This window comes from Acidobacterium sp. S8 (assembly GCF_009765985.1).
In the GTDB taxonomy this organism is placed as follows: Bacteria; Acidobacteriota; Terriglobia; order Terriglobales; family Acidobacteriaceae; genus Alloacidobacterium.
This window is the reverse complement of record NZ_LMUM01000028.1, coordinates 332,634-349,394: the sequence shown is the minus strand read 5'-3', so window position 1 is coordinate 349,394 and position 16,761 is coordinate 332,634. Positions and strand designations below refer to the sequence as shown.

The 16,761-nt window shown below is 54.0% G+C and carries 10 protein-coding genes and 1 pseudogene; 5 read left to right on the top strand and 6 right to left on the bottom strand.

What is annotated here, in order from left to right; all coding sequences use genetic code 11:
- Positions 1–911 precede the first annotated feature (911 nt).
- Complete coding sequence (locus tag GSQ86_RS13260; RefSeq protein WP_158750409.1) at positions 912–4,181, top strand: TonB-dependent receptor; 3,270 nt, start codon at positions 912–914, stop codon at positions 4,179–4,181.
- Positions 4,182–4,228: 47 nt separating this feature from the next.
- Here GSQ86_RS13260 and GSQ86_RS13255 read toward each other — a convergent pair whose 3' ends face one another.
- Together GSQ86_RS13255 and GSQ86_RS13250 are read right to left on the bottom strand one after the other, a co-directional pair.
- Complete coding sequence (locus GSQ86_RS13255) at positions 4,229–4,492, bottom strand: EamA family transporter (RefSeq protein ID WP_158750408.1); 264 nt, start codon at positions 4,490–4,492, stop codon at positions 4,229–4,231.
- Positions 4,493–4,515: 23 nt separating this feature from the next.
- Complete coding sequence (locus GSQ86_RS13250) at positions 4,516–5,124, bottom strand: EamA family transporter (protein ID WP_158750407.1); 609 nt, start codon at positions 5,122–5,124, stop codon at positions 4,516–4,518.
- Between the two features lie 72 nt (positions 5,125–5,196).
- Between GSQ86_RS13250 and GSQ86_RS23085 the strand changes: the two genes are divergently transcribed.
- Positions 5,197–5,814, top strand: a complete 618-nt coding sequence (locus GSQ86_RS23085) for a CGNR zinc finger domain-containing protein (RefSeq protein WP_216841140.1) — start codon at positions 5,197–5,199, stop codon at positions 5,812–5,814.
- A 205-nt stretch (positions 5,815–6,019) separates the two neighbouring features.
- On the opposite strand, the pseudogene GSQ86_RS23940 reads toward GSQ86_RS23085, so the two are convergent.
- Positions 6,020–6,163, bottom strand: a pseudogene (locus tag GSQ86_RS23940) (carboxymuconolactone decarboxylase family protein); the annotation flags it as partial.
- 756 nt (positions 6,164–6,919) lie between these two features.
- Between GSQ86_RS23940 and GSQ86_RS13235 the strand changes: the two are divergent.
- Positions 6,920–7,369 (top strand): hypothetical protein, encoded by a 450-nt coding sequence (locus GSQ86_RS13235; RefSeq protein WP_158750406.1) that lies wholly within the window; start codon positions 6,920–6,922, stop codon positions 7,367–7,369.
- A gap of 14 nt (positions 7,370–7,383) precedes the next feature.
- Positions 7,384–8,310 carry a rhodanese-like domain-containing protein gene (locus GSQ86_RS13230; protein ID WP_216841139.1) on the top strand — a complete coding sequence of 309 codons (927 nt, stop codon included), beginning with the start codon at positions 7,384–7,386 and terminating at the stop codon, positions 8,308–8,310.
- A 344-nt stretch (positions 8,311–8,654) separates the two neighbouring features.
- Here the strand turns inward: GSQ86_RS13230 and GSQ86_RS13225 are convergent, their stop codons facing one another.
- Positions 8,655–9,989, bottom strand: a complete 1,335-nt coding sequence (locus tag GSQ86_RS13225; RefSeq protein WP_158750405.1) for a hypothetical protein — start codon at positions 9,987–9,989, stop codon at positions 8,655–8,657.
- 542 nt (positions 9,990–10,531) lie between these two features.
- On the opposite strand from GSQ86_RS13225, the gene GSQ86_RS13220 reads away from it, so the two are divergent.
- On the top strand, positions 10,532–10,882 hold the full coding sequence (locus tag GSQ86_RS13220) for a hypothetical protein (RefSeq protein ID WP_216841138.1): 351 nt from the start codon (positions 10,532–10,534) through the stop codon (positions 10,880–10,882).
- A 758-nt stretch (positions 10,883–11,640) separates the two neighbouring features.
- On the opposite strand, the gene GSQ86_RS13215 is transcribed toward GSQ86_RS13220, so the two are convergent.
- Both GSQ86_RS13215 and GSQ86_RS13210 read right to left on the bottom strand, forming a co-directional pair.
- Positions 11,641–15,108 (bottom strand): arabinofuranosidase catalytic domain-containing protein, encoded by a 3,468-nt coding sequence (locus GSQ86_RS13215; RefSeq protein ID WP_158750403.1) that lies wholly within the window; start codon positions 15,106–15,108, stop codon positions 11,641–11,643.
- Between the two features lie 352 nt (positions 15,109–15,460).
- On the bottom strand, positions 15,461–16,471 hold the full coding sequence (locus tag GSQ86_RS13210) for an alpha/beta fold hydrolase (RefSeq protein ID WP_158750402.1): 1,011 nt from the start codon (positions 16,469–16,471) through the stop codon (positions 15,461–15,463).
- Positions 16,472–16,761 lie beyond the last annotated feature (290 nt).

The window sequence follows — 16,761 nt, the reverse complement described above, 5'->3', positions numbered from 1 at the left end:
AATAGTTTGACGGAAAATACCCGCAAGGGGATCCTGATCTCGAACGAGGTCGGCAACGATGTCGTCCCGGTCTATACGCTCGGTCGCCGCTTCCGTAACGTGTGGGCGCGAGAGCAACCAGCGCGGGAACCGAGTTCTCGGTTTCCAAGGCAAGGAAGTCGATTCGTGCAAGGTAGGATTCAGTGGGAACGCAATGCGAATCTTCCGCGTTTTCTGGTCGTCTTGATCCTGTGTGGCGCCCTGACTCAACCTACGCTCCCGGATTCTCCCTCATTTTCCTACCTAAGACAGGCGCATTGTTCTCTTTATTTAGGATCATTCATTCTCCGGCCGCAGGAGGCAGTTTTGTGCTTCCTTGGCGAACAAACCCCTCTATTTCTTGGCATTTCGCTACTGCATATCAACTGGGGCAGTGTGATCGTGAACAGAGGGCCGAATTCGGAAGTTAGGTGATATCCGTGAGCTACGTTTCGATCCTGTTATCGCATCGAAGCCCGCGAGCAATTTCTGGTTTGTATTGCAAAACGAAGCGCAGTTGCGTTATTTTGAATTTCGGACAATGTTGAAGCAAGTTACATCCCGCCTTTCCTGTTGTCTTCGTCTCGCATAAGACCTGCCCAGTGCGTTTCTTGAAATCGTTCTAATTTTTTTCCAGCATTTGGGTTGCGTATCTTCCTCGCTGTGCATTGTTTTGCTATACGTCGGAGACTACATGTATTCGTCGTCATTCGAGTCTGCTTTGCAAGGTCAAAGAGTCTGTTTTCGGCGATGTTTCTTCTCTGTCCAAGCCTGAGTATCTGGCATGAGCCCGGCCTCTGGACAGCGTCTGACGCTTAGCTTTGCTCAGAAAATGACGATCTGAGTAGGGTGACTAGCCAGAGATCTTTTCTCATTTTTACGGAGGTCAGAAAATGCACTTACGAATGACGCAATGGTTGCGGGACATTACTATCACTGTCGCAGTGTTCGCGATTTGGGCATTCCCAGTAAACGCGCAAACATTTCGAGGTGGAATCAGTGGCATCGTGACGGATGCTTCAGGAGCAACCGTCTCTAGTGCTAGTGTGCAGGCAGTTAATGATGGCACCGGGCAATTGCATCAAACCGTTTCTTCCAGTGCAGGCGAATTCACTTTCCAGGACCTACCGCTGGGCAGCTATACCATCACTGTTTCAGCGCCAGGTTTTGAAACGGTGAAGACGAACAGGGTCCCCGTATCGGCGGGGGCGGTCTATAGCCTGCCAGTCAAGCTTTCCCCCGCCTCGCAAAATACGACAGTAGAAGTATCTGCTTCCACTCTGGCTCTGGATACGACGTCTCCTACGCAGACCAGCACAATTGCAGAACGGTCGGTGCAGGATATTCCGCTAAATGGCAGAGACTTTACTCAACTGCTTGCACTGACGCCTGGTTTTGCAGGGTACTCGGCGAATGGCACAGACGGTTCCCTGAACGGTACTCGAACCAATCAAATCAACTGGCAGATCGACGGTGTAGATAACAATGACGCTTGGCACAACATCCCAGCTGTGAATCAAAGTGGTGTCTCAGGTATAGCCGGTGTGATAATGCCCGTCGATGCGGTCGAGTCTTTTTCCGTGCAAACGCAGTCCGCTCCGGAAGCGGGGCGCAATCCTGGTGGCACGGTCAACCTCGGCCTAAAGTCAGGCACAAATCAATTCCATGGCACCGCATATTACTTCAACCGGAACGAGTTCTTCGGAGCGGGCTCTCCATTCCAGGACACGAAACAGAAAGTTCGCAACTATAACGTCGGCGGATCTTTCGGCGGCCCGATCCTTCGCGACAAGTTGTTTTTCTTTGGAGCTTTTGAGAAGCAGAGGTTTGTCATAGGACTTTCAGGCAGGTCCACGCAACCTTCCCTCGCCTACCAGGCACAGGCTTCTGCTCTACTCACTGAGCACAATGTGCCGATCAATACTGCCACCCAAGCGCTGCTGAACACGCTTTGGCCAGCAAACGCACTCAACGGACCAGCATCTCCAAACAATTACAGCAGCTCCGATCCGGAGGATGGCTATAGCTACAACGGCATCATCAAAGCGGATTACAACATCAACGATCACAACAGTATTTCATTTCACTGGTTTTCAGGTGAGGGAAACTCCGCGGCTCCGGTTGGCTCGCAACTGCAGTGGTATTATCAGACCGCACCGACACATGTTCAGAACTATGCGATCGTTGTGAACTCACAACTCTCACCTACGATTACAAATCAGGTTCTTGTCGGTGTGAATTACTTTAATCAGGTATTTCTGGATTTCAATACCGATTTCGATCCAATTGCACTCGGCTTCAATACTGGCGCTAGCATTCTTGGAGCGCCCGAAATCAAGCTCGGTCAGCAGGCGACTTCGCAACTTGGAGAAGTCGGACTTACTCCGCCGCTGGGCCGTAACGATATCACTGGCCACATAACGGACGCACTTTCATGGACGGTCGGCGCGCATCAATTCCGGTTTGGCGGCGAATTTCGCCAAGTGCAGTTGGACGAGTTCTATCACACAAATCAACGTGGCACATTTACCTTCTCCGGCCAGCGTGGACCGTGGGCAACTGCGCCAACTCCAAGTGACTTGAATGCGGACACCAATACTCTTATCCTGGCGGATTTTCTCGGCGGATATCTTGATCGAGGTACGATTGCCCGTGGAGATCCAGAGCGTCAGGTGTTCGTAAACACGTTTGCTCTCTTCGGCCAGGATGCGTGGCAGCTTTCTCATAAGTTCAACCTGAACTATGGCATTCGGTATGACTACGAGGGTCCGCTGCACAATGACACCAAGGACCTCTCGGTTTTTGTTCCGGACAAGGGTGGTATTGTCTTTCAAGGCGCTGGTATCGGTTCGGTTTATCCAGCGGACTATATTAGTCTGAGCCCGCGTTTAGGTTTTGCCTGGCAGCCAGAGGACAATGGCAACACAGTGATTCGGGGCGGAGTCGGACTGTTTTTTGATACTCCAAATCTGAATATCTTCTTGTCCCAGAACCCTGGCAATGGCGGAGCCGTTGGTTTGCAGGGAAATCCGGCAGGCCCAAGTCCTGTCCTGACACTTGGTATTCCAACGCAAGTGATCGTGCCTGACCAATTGCTCGCTCCAACGGGCGTCGATCCCGAAACCGCTTGCATCGTCACATCTGATAATGTCAGCCCGTGCGGACTCTTCTCCGTAGATCAAAATCTCCGCAATCCTCACGATGTGAATTACAGCTTGAATATCCAGAAGAGCTTCGGGTCGAAAGTAGTTACGCAGCTTGGTTATGTGGGAAGTGCAGGCAGGAAGCTGATTTTATTGCGGGACATCAATCAACCGGCGTTCAATTCTGCAGGAGCAAATGTAGATGCGTATACCCAACAGATCAGTCGGCCCTACTATTCTGCATTTCCAAACTACGGCGCTATTAACGAGGCGGCCAGCGCCGGCAACTCCAATTACAACGCGCTGCAAGCCGTAGTGCGTCTGAGGAGTTGGCATGGGCTTAGTTCTCAAGCCTCCTATACATGGGGCCATAGCCTGGATGAAGGCACTCAATGGCGCAACGTGCTTCCACAAGACAGCACGAATATTCAGGGAGATTATGGCAACAGTGACTACGACGTCAGAAACACTTTCAGTGCCTATTTCATCTACGATGTGCCCGGATTATCTTCCGGACCACATTGGCTTTCGCATGGCTGGCAGGTAAACAGTCTTGTCTCACTTCATGGCGGAGAGCCGTTTTCTGTACTGAGTTCCAGCGACAACTCAGGAACAGGCGAGGGCTACCAGCGTGCGGTACAGGTACTGCGTGATCCTTATGCGGGCGTTAGTCACAAGTTCGCGGATCAGCAGGTAACCTGGGTCAATCCTGCTGCCTTTGCAGATGGGCCGGCGGGCACGTTCGTCGGAACTTCAAGGCGCAATCAACTCTTTGGGCAGGGATTTGAGGATGTTGACCTCTCCGTTTTCAAGACAGGCAACATCGGAGAATGGGTCAAAATCCAGTTCCGCGCGGAGCTATTTAACGTCTTCAATCGCAAGAATCTTGCTCCACCCTCGAATACAGTCGGCGATGGCTTCGGTATCATTTCCGACACGATTGGCGATTACAACGGTGCCCCGGGCATTGGGCCAGGAGAGCCTTTCAATACACAATTTGGATTGAAAATTATTTTTTGATCTGAGCCGGGTATGCATTCGTATTCAAAAAGATGCATTGTGAGCGCTCATTCTCGCCTCATGGTGAGAAAGACGCTACTTATGACCAGGGCCGCCCCGAACAGAGTTCGGAGGGTGAGCTGCTCCGATGCGAGGAAGTGACCGAGGGCAAGGGCCACGATTGGATTCACATAGGCATGGCTAGCAACTTTACTGGCGGGCATACGGCCCAACAGCCAGACAAAGGCGGTGAAACCGATGAGCGATCCTGCGGTGATGAGATAAACCAGCGAAAAAATGGCTTTGGCCGGAAACGCGGGAAAAGGGCGCAATTCGCCTGCAACTGCGGAGAGAATTAGCCGCCGAGCATCATCTCAGCTGCGGCGGTGACGGTACGAGATCGCGGTAGCGACAGGGCTTTGGTGAGCACCGAGCCAAGCGACCAGGCCGCGGAGCCAGCGAGAATGATGAAGCAGGGAAGAATGGGCAAGCCCGGACCACCATCGCGGAGCAGCATGAGCGCGACTCCGGCGAATCCGATTGTGACGGCGAACATGACACGCCAGCGAAACCTTTGTTGGCGGAAGACAAAGACTTCGAACAGAACGGTGAGAAGTGGCAAGGTGGATTCGAGTACGGAGGTGATCCCCGAAGGGACGTATTGCTCGCTCCAAAAGAGCGCTCCGTAAGTGACGGAAAACATCAGAAAGCCGATGATGGCGAGGCTTCGCCACTCGCGCAGCGATGGAGCTTCGGCGCCTCGCAGACGAACGAAGACGTAAAGGATAACGCCGGCAGTAAAAAACCTGATCCCAGCCGAAAACCATGGCGGTACCAGCAGCACGGCGGTGCGGATGGCCAGGAAGGTCGATCCCCAGATGACGTAAATGGCGAGGAACGCCAAGATGATCCGGATGTCAATGCGCCTGCGGGTGACCGGGGCTGTGACCAATATAACCACCATATGCTCTATAGATGGTTATAACTATACTTGGAGTTTCTTCACCTGTAAAATAAGTTTAGGGGGTTAGATGTTATGAAGCCTCACAAGCCAGTCAAAGAATTTCAGCTGCTGGCCGGAAACACGGCCCTGGACTTGGTGAATACGCTCGATAACCGCTTCCGCGAGAGCGGGCCGGATGAACTGCTGGTGAGCTATGACGATCTGCTACGCTTTGTCCAGCAGGCCGGGCTGCTCACCGCGGAGCAGATTCGCAGGCTGAGAAGAGCGGCAGGTGTGGAAGCAGAGCGCCGACGAGTTCTCGAGCAGGTTAAGGAGTTGCGCGAGGCCTTAGCCGGCGTGGGTTACGCGTTACTGACCGAGGAAGAACTGCGGAAGCATGAGGTTCATTTGCTGCAAAAGTATTTCCATCGTGCCAACGCGGCACGGCTGCTGGGCGACGATGGGAGGCGCTTGGCGTGGAGTTGGCCGAAGCGGGAAGAACTATCTGCTCCATTGTGGCTGCTGGCGCAAGAGGGAGAGAAGTTCTTTCTGTCGGAGCAGGCCGAGCGGCTCCGCTGCTGCGCCAGCGATACCTGCCGATGGCTCTTTCTAGACACCAGCAAGAACCACACGCGGCGATGGTGCGATATGAAGATTTGCGGCAACCGGATGAAAGCGCGACGGTATCAGGCGCGGTTGGCCAGCGATTAAAACTCCGTGAGCAGATCCAGCACCATATCGATGACCAATAGAACGACGGCTCCGTTGGGTTTGACGCACACAGGTATGACAGTAGATGAATTTTCTTTTCGGATCGACGGCCGGATTTAGCCGATAAGGAACTCTTATCTACGGGGATCTGCAGTGAATTGGCCAGGGCATTCGTTTCGGCTGCCATGCCGAGAACCGCCAGGAATTCAGCATATTGCTCATCGGAGAGACCTTTGGCGCGTGCCGAGGCCGTGTGCGAGTGGACGCAATAGCTGCAGCTATTCGCCATAGATACCGCTATATAGACCAGCTCTTTAGTAAGAGGATCGAGCGCTCCGGGCTCAATCATCACCTGTTTGACACTTGCCCACGTTCGCTCAAGGATGGCAGGCTGATTCGCGAGAGCGCGCCAGAAATTATTCACAAAATCTGACTTTCGCGTAGCGCGTATATCGTCGAATACGGCTTTCACGACTGGGACAGCTGTGGCCTCCTCATCGGTCCAGAGCTTTACAGTAGCCATCCGACAGTCCTCCAATTGCAATCATAGAGGTTGTCCGCCGTTCTCTTCCATTCGTGGCGAAAAAATATCGCAAGTGTGCGAACAAATTGGTCATCAGATGCCGACTTGGTTTACCCATAAGGATGTCGCGGGGATCGTTAAAGCACGGATGGAGCGGCGTCATCAATTTTTCGGCGATTCAGACTTTTGCGTGACAGCCCGCTGCCAATGAGTCATTATCGCGGACCAAAGACGGACGGATCGGCAATGCAATGGGCGGATCAACCCGGTTGACTTATTGCCTCTGGCTGGGCGCCGGCAGCGAATTGCTGGAATCTGCTCAAAGGCATAGCGCCGGCCGATGCTCAAACATTGACCCGATTCTTCGAGCTATGCTAGCGTCAAGTCATGGCGTTTCCTTTGTTCCATTGTTGTCGCTGCGACCAGCCTTTCGTTGGGTGAGCCGCGACATTCTCAGATATTCCTGAAACGCCTTCTCCAAAGCTCATCCGAAATCCGCAATCGTTAGCGCGTGGTGTCCGTCGACAGGCAGATATCCAATTCCGCGCTTTGTTTGCGACCGTTCAGCTATGGAGAGATCTTATGCAATTCGCTGCTTTCACTAAGCGCATCTTCTTGCTCTCATTTCTGGGAATTCTTTCGCTCCCTATCGCCGCCCAGACCAGCCATTCGAAACCGGAGACGGTGGAATGGGTTTACAGAGTCCGGTATGGCTTCGAGGACGAGTGGCTTCAGATTTTCCGCAAATATCAGCTTGCCATCCTTGAGCGGCAGAAGCAGCTTGGGTATGTGCTCGATTACACGGTCTGGACACCAAGCCTGCACACGAGCGAAGAATCACGTTGGGACTATCGCGTCGTCATCACCCGGGCGTCGCACGACGCGCCACTTGGACAATCCGAGGCGGAGGTCGGAAAGCAGCTTTTTCCCGACCAGGCAGCGTTTAAACGGGACGAAAACCGACGATGGGAGCTGACTGCGAACCATTGGGATCTCCCTATTCATCGGGTCAACCTGAATCAACCGGAGTAGCCGGAGGGCACAGCATGAATCAGAGTATGAATGATGTTCTGGACCTATCCGGCGCGGGCTCGAGAACGCCTGAGGAACTCGCCAGCTTCGTTGCGCGTTTCGCGTCGTCTGATGGATGGATGGACCGGGTTCGGCTGCGTGCCGAACGGCGCTGGTATGAGCGCCTATATCACGGTCCCGACTATGACATTTGGGTGATCAGCTGGATGCCAGGACAATCCACCGGCTTCCACGATCACGGTCCATCATCGGGAGCTTTCGTTGTGGCAACCGGGATTCTTGAGGAGCATTGTGTTGATGAGCGGACCCGCGTGATACATCCGGGCAAGCCGCGCGCATTCGGCCCCGACTACGCGCATGACGTTCGTAACGTCTCCCTCGCGCCAGCCATCAGCATTCACGCATACTCCCCTCCACTCAATGAGATGAACGAGTATGAGCTGGATGGAAGTCGACTGGTTCCGCGTGACGGCGGGTCTGAGCGGGCAGAGACGCTCGATGATGAGTGGAACGCGCAAATCCGGAAATCCGGAAACCGGACCGGTGTAGTGAGCATTGAGCACGTGCTTTCAGCGGCACGTACCCGGCTGCGACGACTATCTCCGAATGAGACCTATGAGGCGATGGTCAAAGCAGAGGCGACTCTCGTCGATATTCGTCCCGAGGGCCAGCGCGCGAGCGAGGGCAGTATCGCGGGAGCGGTGGTTGTCGAACGTAACGTGCTCGAGTGGCGGTTTGACCCGGGTTCCAGTGCGCGGCTGGCTGTCGCGACTGATCACGACCTACAGGTGATCGTGTTCTGTTCTGAGGGCTATGCCTCAAGCCTCGCGGCCACAACTCTGCAGGATCTCGGACTCTGGCGCGCGACGGATATGGTCGGTGGATTTCATGCATGGCGAGCAGCGGGTCTGCCGATTGTGCCACCAAGCAAGTCTTCCTAGAATCGATCCTGCTACAGGGTGTACGCTCAGCTCTTGGACTTTGCTGGCATGGCTGCCGCCACGAATGGGCTGGTCAGGATCGTGAAGTTGGACTTGCCATTTCTTTAACCAGAAAGCACGTCGCTCATGCTCGTGCGGGCCACTGAAACCTTTATCCAAATGGATGTGACATAGTTTGTCGGCACCCCTTTGACGCGTCCGTGCAGACGACCGAACGATACATCGGCTGCCGGCAGAAGTTCAAAGAAGCGGTCAACGAACGATTCCAAATCTTGCTTGCCAACACGGCGTGATAATCCGGTTTATCTTGTTTCTTAACTGACGTCAGTTCTTGTTGCTGCTATTTAGAAACTGGCAACTCCTTGCTCGGTGATGGTTTTGCCGTTGGGCTTTGGTGTGCCATCAGAGTTGCAATCGGCTGTGCCGTCTTCTCGGATAGTGAAGCAAGTGAACTCGGCGCCGGTAGAAAAGGCGTAGACCGGGAACGAGCCTGCGTGCTCGCGCATCGCGATTACGATCTCGTTCCCAAGCATTGCGACGTCTGCATTGTGTTTGAAATAAGCCTGCTGTCGCTTACGAATAAGGTCGCTGTTGACGGGTTCGTTAACTTTACCGATCGCACCGGGCTCTGCTCTTCTTTCCTTGGCCGCATTTCCGATGCTGTAGCTCACTTTGTACGGGATATTGTCGGTGGGATCTTTTGTCTCCACCGCGATGTAACCAGTACCCATGTCGAAGCCGTGTGCCAGTTTCACGCGCGTCATCTCGCTGCGATACCCGAGGATCAACTCGTACAGCTCCGGAATCTCCATCCTGAGTGCCTTCGCATATCGAACGAGTTTGTAGATCACATATTGATCCTCCGGCTTCGAGAGGGGTAGAAAACAGAAGTACGCTTTCCCTGGTCCGCTGTGGTGGCTCTGGGCCTTGACGCCCTTGTCCTCGAGATTCTTGATCCTCTCAGGCTCTTTGATCTGGGCCGCAGCGTACCACTTACGGCCCGGTATCACCAGTTTTACACTGAGATCGTGGAGGCCAAGTTGGTACTTCAGCTTGCGGGTCTTGAAATTCGCCGGCTTCATAAACGCCGTGGTGTTGATCCCGCGATTAGGAGCGCCGTACACTACCGGTGGTTTGGGGTTGCGGACGGTCCAACCCATGCCTGTCGGCTTCGGGTCGACGATCGCATTGAACTTCTCTTTGTGGCATGTTGCCCCTGCGGGAGGTCCCGCGACAGGTTGACGATCAGAGTTGGCATAGAACCTATCTTCGGAGGCTATGTTCATCGGTCCCGTCTTATTCAGCAGTTTGTCAAAAGCCCCGCTGAACGACCGCATCGTCATTCGATGTTCCGCAACAGCCTGATTGAAGGTGTCGGCGCTTTCCCAAGCTTTGTAGGCGCTCCACCACTCCTTGATCAGGCGCTCTGCCTTCCCCCAGTCCTGCCGGATGACAGTGGTTGCCGCGACTTTCCCCTGATCGTCATCGTTTAGGTCGAGATCAAGGATCGCCTCATGAAGTGCTTTACGATTTTTTTCTAAGCTCATAGTGATCCAAGCCCCTGCATAGTCCGCGCATGAACCCGCGTTCTGCTCAATTGTCACGCCATCTATCGGGGACTTCCTCCTTTGTTTCGACACCTCGGCACTATACTCCGGATAGTTTCTGATAACCAGCATTATCAAAAGTCCTCGGCACGTCCGGCTAGAACCATTATTGCAACTTGGCCCCAAGAATCCCTCACTTGGAATGAGCTAAATTGACTCGGCTGGAACGATTGACATAGATCTTCAGGTTATTTACTGGGTGAACGATCAAAACACAAATAGGAAAATCGATTGGCACCTTCCCCGTCTGGTCAACTAAGCAGATTTACTCAGGCGATATCACAACCTGCAGCTCTGTCCGAACTTTTGTCCTTCGGTATTATGGCCCGAAACTAGGCTTAGGTGCCTCCCTTAAGTCTTACTCGACTTAAAATTCTCATGGGCCTAAAATCTGACCACTAAGGATGCATTCTGGGTCTACCACTTTAGGGCGACAGGCTGCTATGCGAAATCACAGCTTCATCTCATCCGCGATAACCATGTTTCCTAATATTGATACGGCACTCCTCGGTAATGCGGCGGAACGCTTGGCAAAGATCATGGGAAGCAAATAAGGGGAGTTAAAATCGCCGAGGCGCTACCCCTACTCTGCCATGCACGGCAGAGTTCGTGACTTGATGAAAGCCCGGGCCGCGAACGAAATCTCAATGACATTGCATGAACTCGACAAACTTGGCGTTGCAGCGAAATCGTTCGAAGCCGACATAGAACGGGCTGTATTGTTCCAGCAACTTCGAACGCAATTGAGTGATCGCGATCGATTCATATTGATCCTCCTTACCGAACTTGATGCAGGCCCTAAAAACGTAGCTCACGCTCTTGGGATCAGCACCGAAGCCGCCACGAAGGCTATTCAGCGGGTGCGGCAACGGCTCGCGGGATGCCTTGATACCGCAGCAAATTTTCCAAAGGAAAAGAGAATGAGATATCCATTTCGAAAAGGTCTCACAAGAGAATGGATTTAATTAGGCAGTTCTTTCTAGGAGCTTTCCTCAATCCTCAACGCGTTGACTGTCCGGGAGAAGAGGTAACGATGGCGCTTGCAGAGGAACGACTGCCACCCGACCATCCGGCATGTTTGCATGTGGCTTCGTGTTCGGAATGTTTTGCCGAATTCACCGGCAGCATTCTAGAGCTTAAAAAAACTGGAGATTCGAATAGCATCCGAGTTCAGGACTCTCCATACAAGGTCCAGATTGGACTGAGATAGCCTCGGCGGTGAGCGGGGAGGACGTTGCCTCAGTTGCATTGCAACGACTGCGCGACCGTATCGCACTCTATCGTCGGAGGGGAGAAAAGCAAGGCACCTAAAGCTGATAGCATCCAGCAACTCGGCTCAGCGCGCCGTCTTGCGCATGGTGAATTCGACCAAGCTCCGTGCTGATCCTCTCGGATCCTACCCTAATGGATATTCCGCAAAGCTTGGAACTGCCGTGAACTCATGGAGAAAAAAATTCTCTCTTTAAATTTTTAGAATTGGCAGTTTAGGCTCTACAGCGCGACTGAATGCCGCGTCTAGGAGTTGCTCATGAAAAAGTTCTCTGCTGGGGCTAACCATAGCGATTTCACTCACCGCATTTCCAGCTTAGGCATCGATACATGGAGGAGGTAACCCGAAGTCGCCCGGCAGACTGATAGCCACCGAGAAGGCCCTACCGCTGAACTCAAAACATAAAAATTTGCTCAACGCGATCCGTTCATAAAGGTCCAAGTTTTGGCCATCTCAATGATTTCTACCGCTATATTGGTTCGGCGCGCCGGGAGTTGGAACGCTATCGGAAACCTGCGCTCCGTTGGTATGAGTCCGAGTTAGTGGAGTGATGAGGCTGATGCCGCTACCCGAGATCTGAGCGCCTGCCGTGTGAGCACGAGCGAGGGGTGCGACGACGGTAATGGTGGCGGCACCACGGGCCCTGATCGATGAAACAACAGCCGTTTCAGCATTTGCTCCTTCGTCGATCGTGATTGTTTGGCCTTTACCAAAGCCAGTCACGCTTACGGCAGGCAGAAGAGTTGCTCCAGCATCAATGGAAGTGCGTACCGTCGTGGCACCTGCCGTTCCAACCGCGGCGATGACGGCAGTTTCAGTATCTGCACCAGAATCAATATGAACTGTCTGGCCTGGACGGAAGCCTTCCGTACTGGCGACCTTGATGTTCGTTGCACCCACAGCCGACGTAGCCGACAAAGAGGCAGCGGCCTGCGTTGAAAAATCTGCACAGTTGCTGTCGGTATCGGCGCCGTCAGGAAACCGTCCCGCGCTTGTATTGATGGCAACAGGCGCCACAACCGTCGACCAGGGGTTGAAAACTGAGCCAGGTGCCGGGGCGTAGCAGCCACTTAACTGAGTTCCTGAGACAGCCTGATCCCCTTCTGCGGCCCATGGATCGACAAGGCCTCCATAGTTAAGGCTGTCGGCAACCACGCCCGAGGGATCGCGTAGTATGATGCTGCCTTCTTCGACGGTGAGAGTACGGCCGAATTGCGGAGACTTCGTGGTTAATTCCGGTCCGCCGAACCACTGGTTGGGCGTTGGCATACCCTGGTATCCGGCGGTCTTTACTGCGGCATCGCGTACGGCCGCGTGGATCGCGTGATCGTTGGTCAGTGGTCTATCCAGCGTTATGCCTGTCCCGAGCGCCTGGACTGGCTCGTTGCTCGAATGGGCAAAGGCAGTTGCTGGCTGGAAGCTGATTCCCGTGCCGCGATCGCTGAACGGCAGGTTGGCCGCATGATTAAACCGTAAGGGAGCTGCCAGGTCCAGGCCGGTTCCTGGAGATACCACCCATTCACTGACTACATGAGGTTTGGCAAGGGCGGGTGTGAAGTCGATGGGCGTACCATCCGATTCCGGGGTGCCCACAGCGGTAACGGTAACGGTTTGCTGGCTTGCTGGCGTACCGACTGTGATCTTGTCGCCTGCGGCGAAACCCTCCGCTCGGCGCACGCTGATCCGGGTTGCTCCGGCGCTCGCAGGAGCTGAGAGATTGGTCTGATTCGCTGCTGTACCGACATGGGCCACCGTTACGGTTTCGATCCCGTGACCAACGCTGCCAATGTCCAACCTGATCTTGTCACCGGTGGAGATATTTGTGAGGGACGTCACTTGGATGTTGGTGGCTCCCGCAGGTGCTTCCATCGCCAGATATGCTTGTGTGCCAGGCTTACCAACTGCCGTCACTGTCGCAATCTCGTACTGCTCCCTAGTATTAGCAACGATCGGATAGGTAGAGCCATAGCCAAGCGCAATCTTCTGACCAATGACAAAGCCAGATGCATCTTCAACCGGCACATTGGTCGAGCCGGCAGGAATCGCGATCACTGGTTCTTCGGGAAGCGATTGCCACAACGTTGTATGGTTGCTGACAGCCGTCCCCAGGCTTGCGATCTTGCGCGCTTCCATACTGGAGCCGATGCCGATGTTGATCGTGTCGCCGACCGACATTCCGTCGGTGTTTCTGACATGGATGGTGCTGTCACCTGCGTGTGCGGGAACCGCCAGCCCCGAGTTAGAGAGCCCGAGCAGGTAGAAGCCACCGGCTGCAAGCTTCGTTCCGGCCGGGATCTTTACCGTCGAGAAGATTGCCTGGTGGGCTGGGTGCTCGGTCAATGTCCAGTTGGAGAGATCGACGCTTTGAGAACCTGCGTTGTAGAGTTCGATAAATGAATCTGTCGGGTTGCCGGGAGCGCTTGAGTTAACTCGAAACTCGTTGATTTTGACTGGTCTTGCATTACGAATCTTTTCAACCGCCGTTTCAACCTGCTTTCTGCCATTGGTCGAATTCATCCACAATGCATGGCCGACGAGATCACCGTTGAAGGCTGCTGACGCTGAGGTGACTGTGAAAGTCTCGCTCACGCTCGCACCTGGAGCGATCTGTTGAGCGAACGTCTTAGACTTTTCGTTCGTGCCTGAAACGACAGCAGTCCACTGTTTGCTAGGTACAGCGATGCTCAATGAAATGTCCGATGCGGGCGCACCTGTTGTATTCGTGAATGTCACGGTGAAGTCTCGCGAGGATCCCGGAGTAAAGGTCTGCGGGCCTGCATGCGTTTTTGCTGTCGCAGCCGGAGCCAGACTAAGTGGAGCCACATCGTATCTAGCAGCCACAATGTTTGCCTGGACAAGCTGGTCGCTAGCGTTCGATGGGAACGTGCCAGCCGCAGTCATCGCTCCTTCATAGAACGTTCCTTGTGAACCGACACTATTGTCACCCCCGTTGCCCAGGAGAATCGCCCCCTGTTTGCGCATCGGGTCGTAGGTTGGATTCACACGGTGCCCATCGAACATGAGTGACAGAACGCCCTTTTGCGCGTCACCACCCATGGATGTCCAATGGTGTGGTTCTCCTTTACCGATTGCGGTTACAAAGCGCCAGGGGATGCTCGGTAAATTGGGACAGCCTTTGGTCCCATCCTCGTTGACGCACCCGACAAGATTATTTTCCTGATCGGTCATGATCCACGGCCCGTCACCAGCTCCGCTGTACCACGGCGTGGCGTTACCGAAGTAGAGGGTCTCCATAGTGCCGTTATCATCATCGCGACTGTCAATCTCGGCATTGCCGTAGTCGAAACAGCAACCGGCGTTGAAATGCTTCCCGCTGACGACCCAGTATTGCCCCTCCGCCTGGTCGTCGACTGCGGTGCCTTTCACATTGTTCTGGCGAAGTCCCATGCCTGGTTCGATGAAGACACCGTAGACCTTGTGCCCCATGATCGTAATTGGCGCCATATCGGCAATAGGAAGGTTGTTGAAGCCGCCCAAGGCCGTGCCGCTGAATCCGCCACGGGGAGCCTGAATTAAATCGTTGTGTTTGGGAGATTGGTCGTAGATGATGCTGATCCAGCAATAGGTATCGGCGCAGAATTTATCCTGTGCGGCTGCGTCCGCGTATCCGCCGGGATCCGGCACTTGCGTAGCAGTAGCCTGGACAACGCCAATGTCCAGGGTCTTACCGTCCGATTGGCGCAAAACCTGGTAGAGGGGGCCGTTATAGGTCGCATATAACGCACGGGTAGTGCTATGTGCCGCGACACATGGGTCACCGGCAGCCGCGTAAATGTCGCACGAGCCTTGAGGCCTGTCTGGAGGAACGACGCCACCCGCAGGAGACTGTTGCGCCATCGCGAAGGTGGTGCCAACAATCGTAAGTGCGAGCGTAAGCACAAAATCGATTCTCTTTTTCATTCTTATCCTGACCTGCTGCAAAGAATTCTTTGAGCTCCGAGGAGGACGGAACCTTCTCAGTTTGAGACGCAATCTATTCAAATTTCGACGTCGGGAATACGTATATCACTTAGCTCGGATCTTGCTCCAATCGGTAATGCTAATCGACTGGTTGGCAAGTTCCCCGTAGCTTGATCACTCAAAGGCATCGCTGAAGTAGCGTGGAACAGCCCAGGCGTGGCTCGATGCCAGTATTAGTTAGCCGTGTATAGCGCAGGTTGAAACCTCAATGAGTGCTTTGGCCTGATAGCGTCAACTGAGAAATCTGGAATGGAATTCTTTGAGATGCGGACTGCTCCATCGTACTTCGCAGCTAACGCAGACTAGCGCGAAAAGCACCTATGTCCTTCAGCACCTCAGCCTCGTTTGACAGAAATACATAGTGATTCGCACATGGCAGTGTAATCACATGCACCGTGGGCACGCCATTTTTCACCGACTCCTCCTGCCTCTCCGTTAGAGCTTCCAATGCAGTGGAATAAGTCTTGGCTGCGGTTTGCACCGAAGGATCTGTATTTTCGTCAACCCACATTCCTTGGCTGTGCGGGTTTGCAAAAATGACAAGTGCCGGGGCCGGAATAGCAGTGTATTTCTTCGTGCCCGTCATCAGTGGCATGAACAAGGCGGTACCAGGAAGATCGCGTTGTTTTCCCACGCCTCCATCAGAAGTGGATTCCCTCTGCGCGCGGAGTTCTGCTTCGGGGAAGCGGAATCCGTTCACGCGCTCATAATATTTCTGCAATGCACTGAAACTGGACAAATCCCTTTTACTGGGCGGCGGAGGTTGAGGTCCCTGGAGTTTCTGGATTTCCATAATGCTCCCTCCGTTACCGTCGTCAAATGCGTAAGAATACGCGGCGTCCAGGTAGACCAGTCCCGCAACTCGATGTGGATGGCTATTTGCAACTGAACTCAACTCCACCCCAGCGATCGAATGTCCCACGAGGATAGGTCTGTCCAGATTGAGCGCGTCAATCACATCTATTACGTCATCGCCGAGGCGATCAGCCGGGTGATCCGTTGCTGAATAACCGGAGGCGCCGAACCCACGCCGGGTAATGCCGTAGACATGGTAGTGATCCGTGAGCTTCGGCGCGAAATCGTCGAAAACGTGAGCCGTATTGCCGCCCCCGGCGAGTAGAACGATCGGCCTGCCAGAACCGCCCCAATCGAGCACTTCCAACCGAACGTCCTTGTCTACGGTTACAAATCGCGTAGTGTGTGGTGATGGGTCTCTCCAGACGGCTAAGCTCTGCGAATGAAGGGGAACAGCCGCGAGGAAAGCGAGCAGCACAGAACCAGCTAAACAACTGCGACGAGACATAGGGCTGTCCACTCCTTGTTCCAGTACCTACGCAGCACCTGTTCCCGGTGTTCCATCATCAACTACATATTGGACTACCTGAACGCACCCAGTTGACGATAAATCGCCACTGCACTCAGCAAAGCCGAACTACTCAAAACTTCGAGTTCTGGGCGTGTCACCACCATTCCGGACAGAACTCCCATTTTGACTGCCTCGGGGCGGATTGGGGGAGGTTGGGCGACCATACGTATGGAACAGCTAGAAACCCTCCTGCGCACCTGCTCAATCAGCGCGTTGCCTTTTCACGC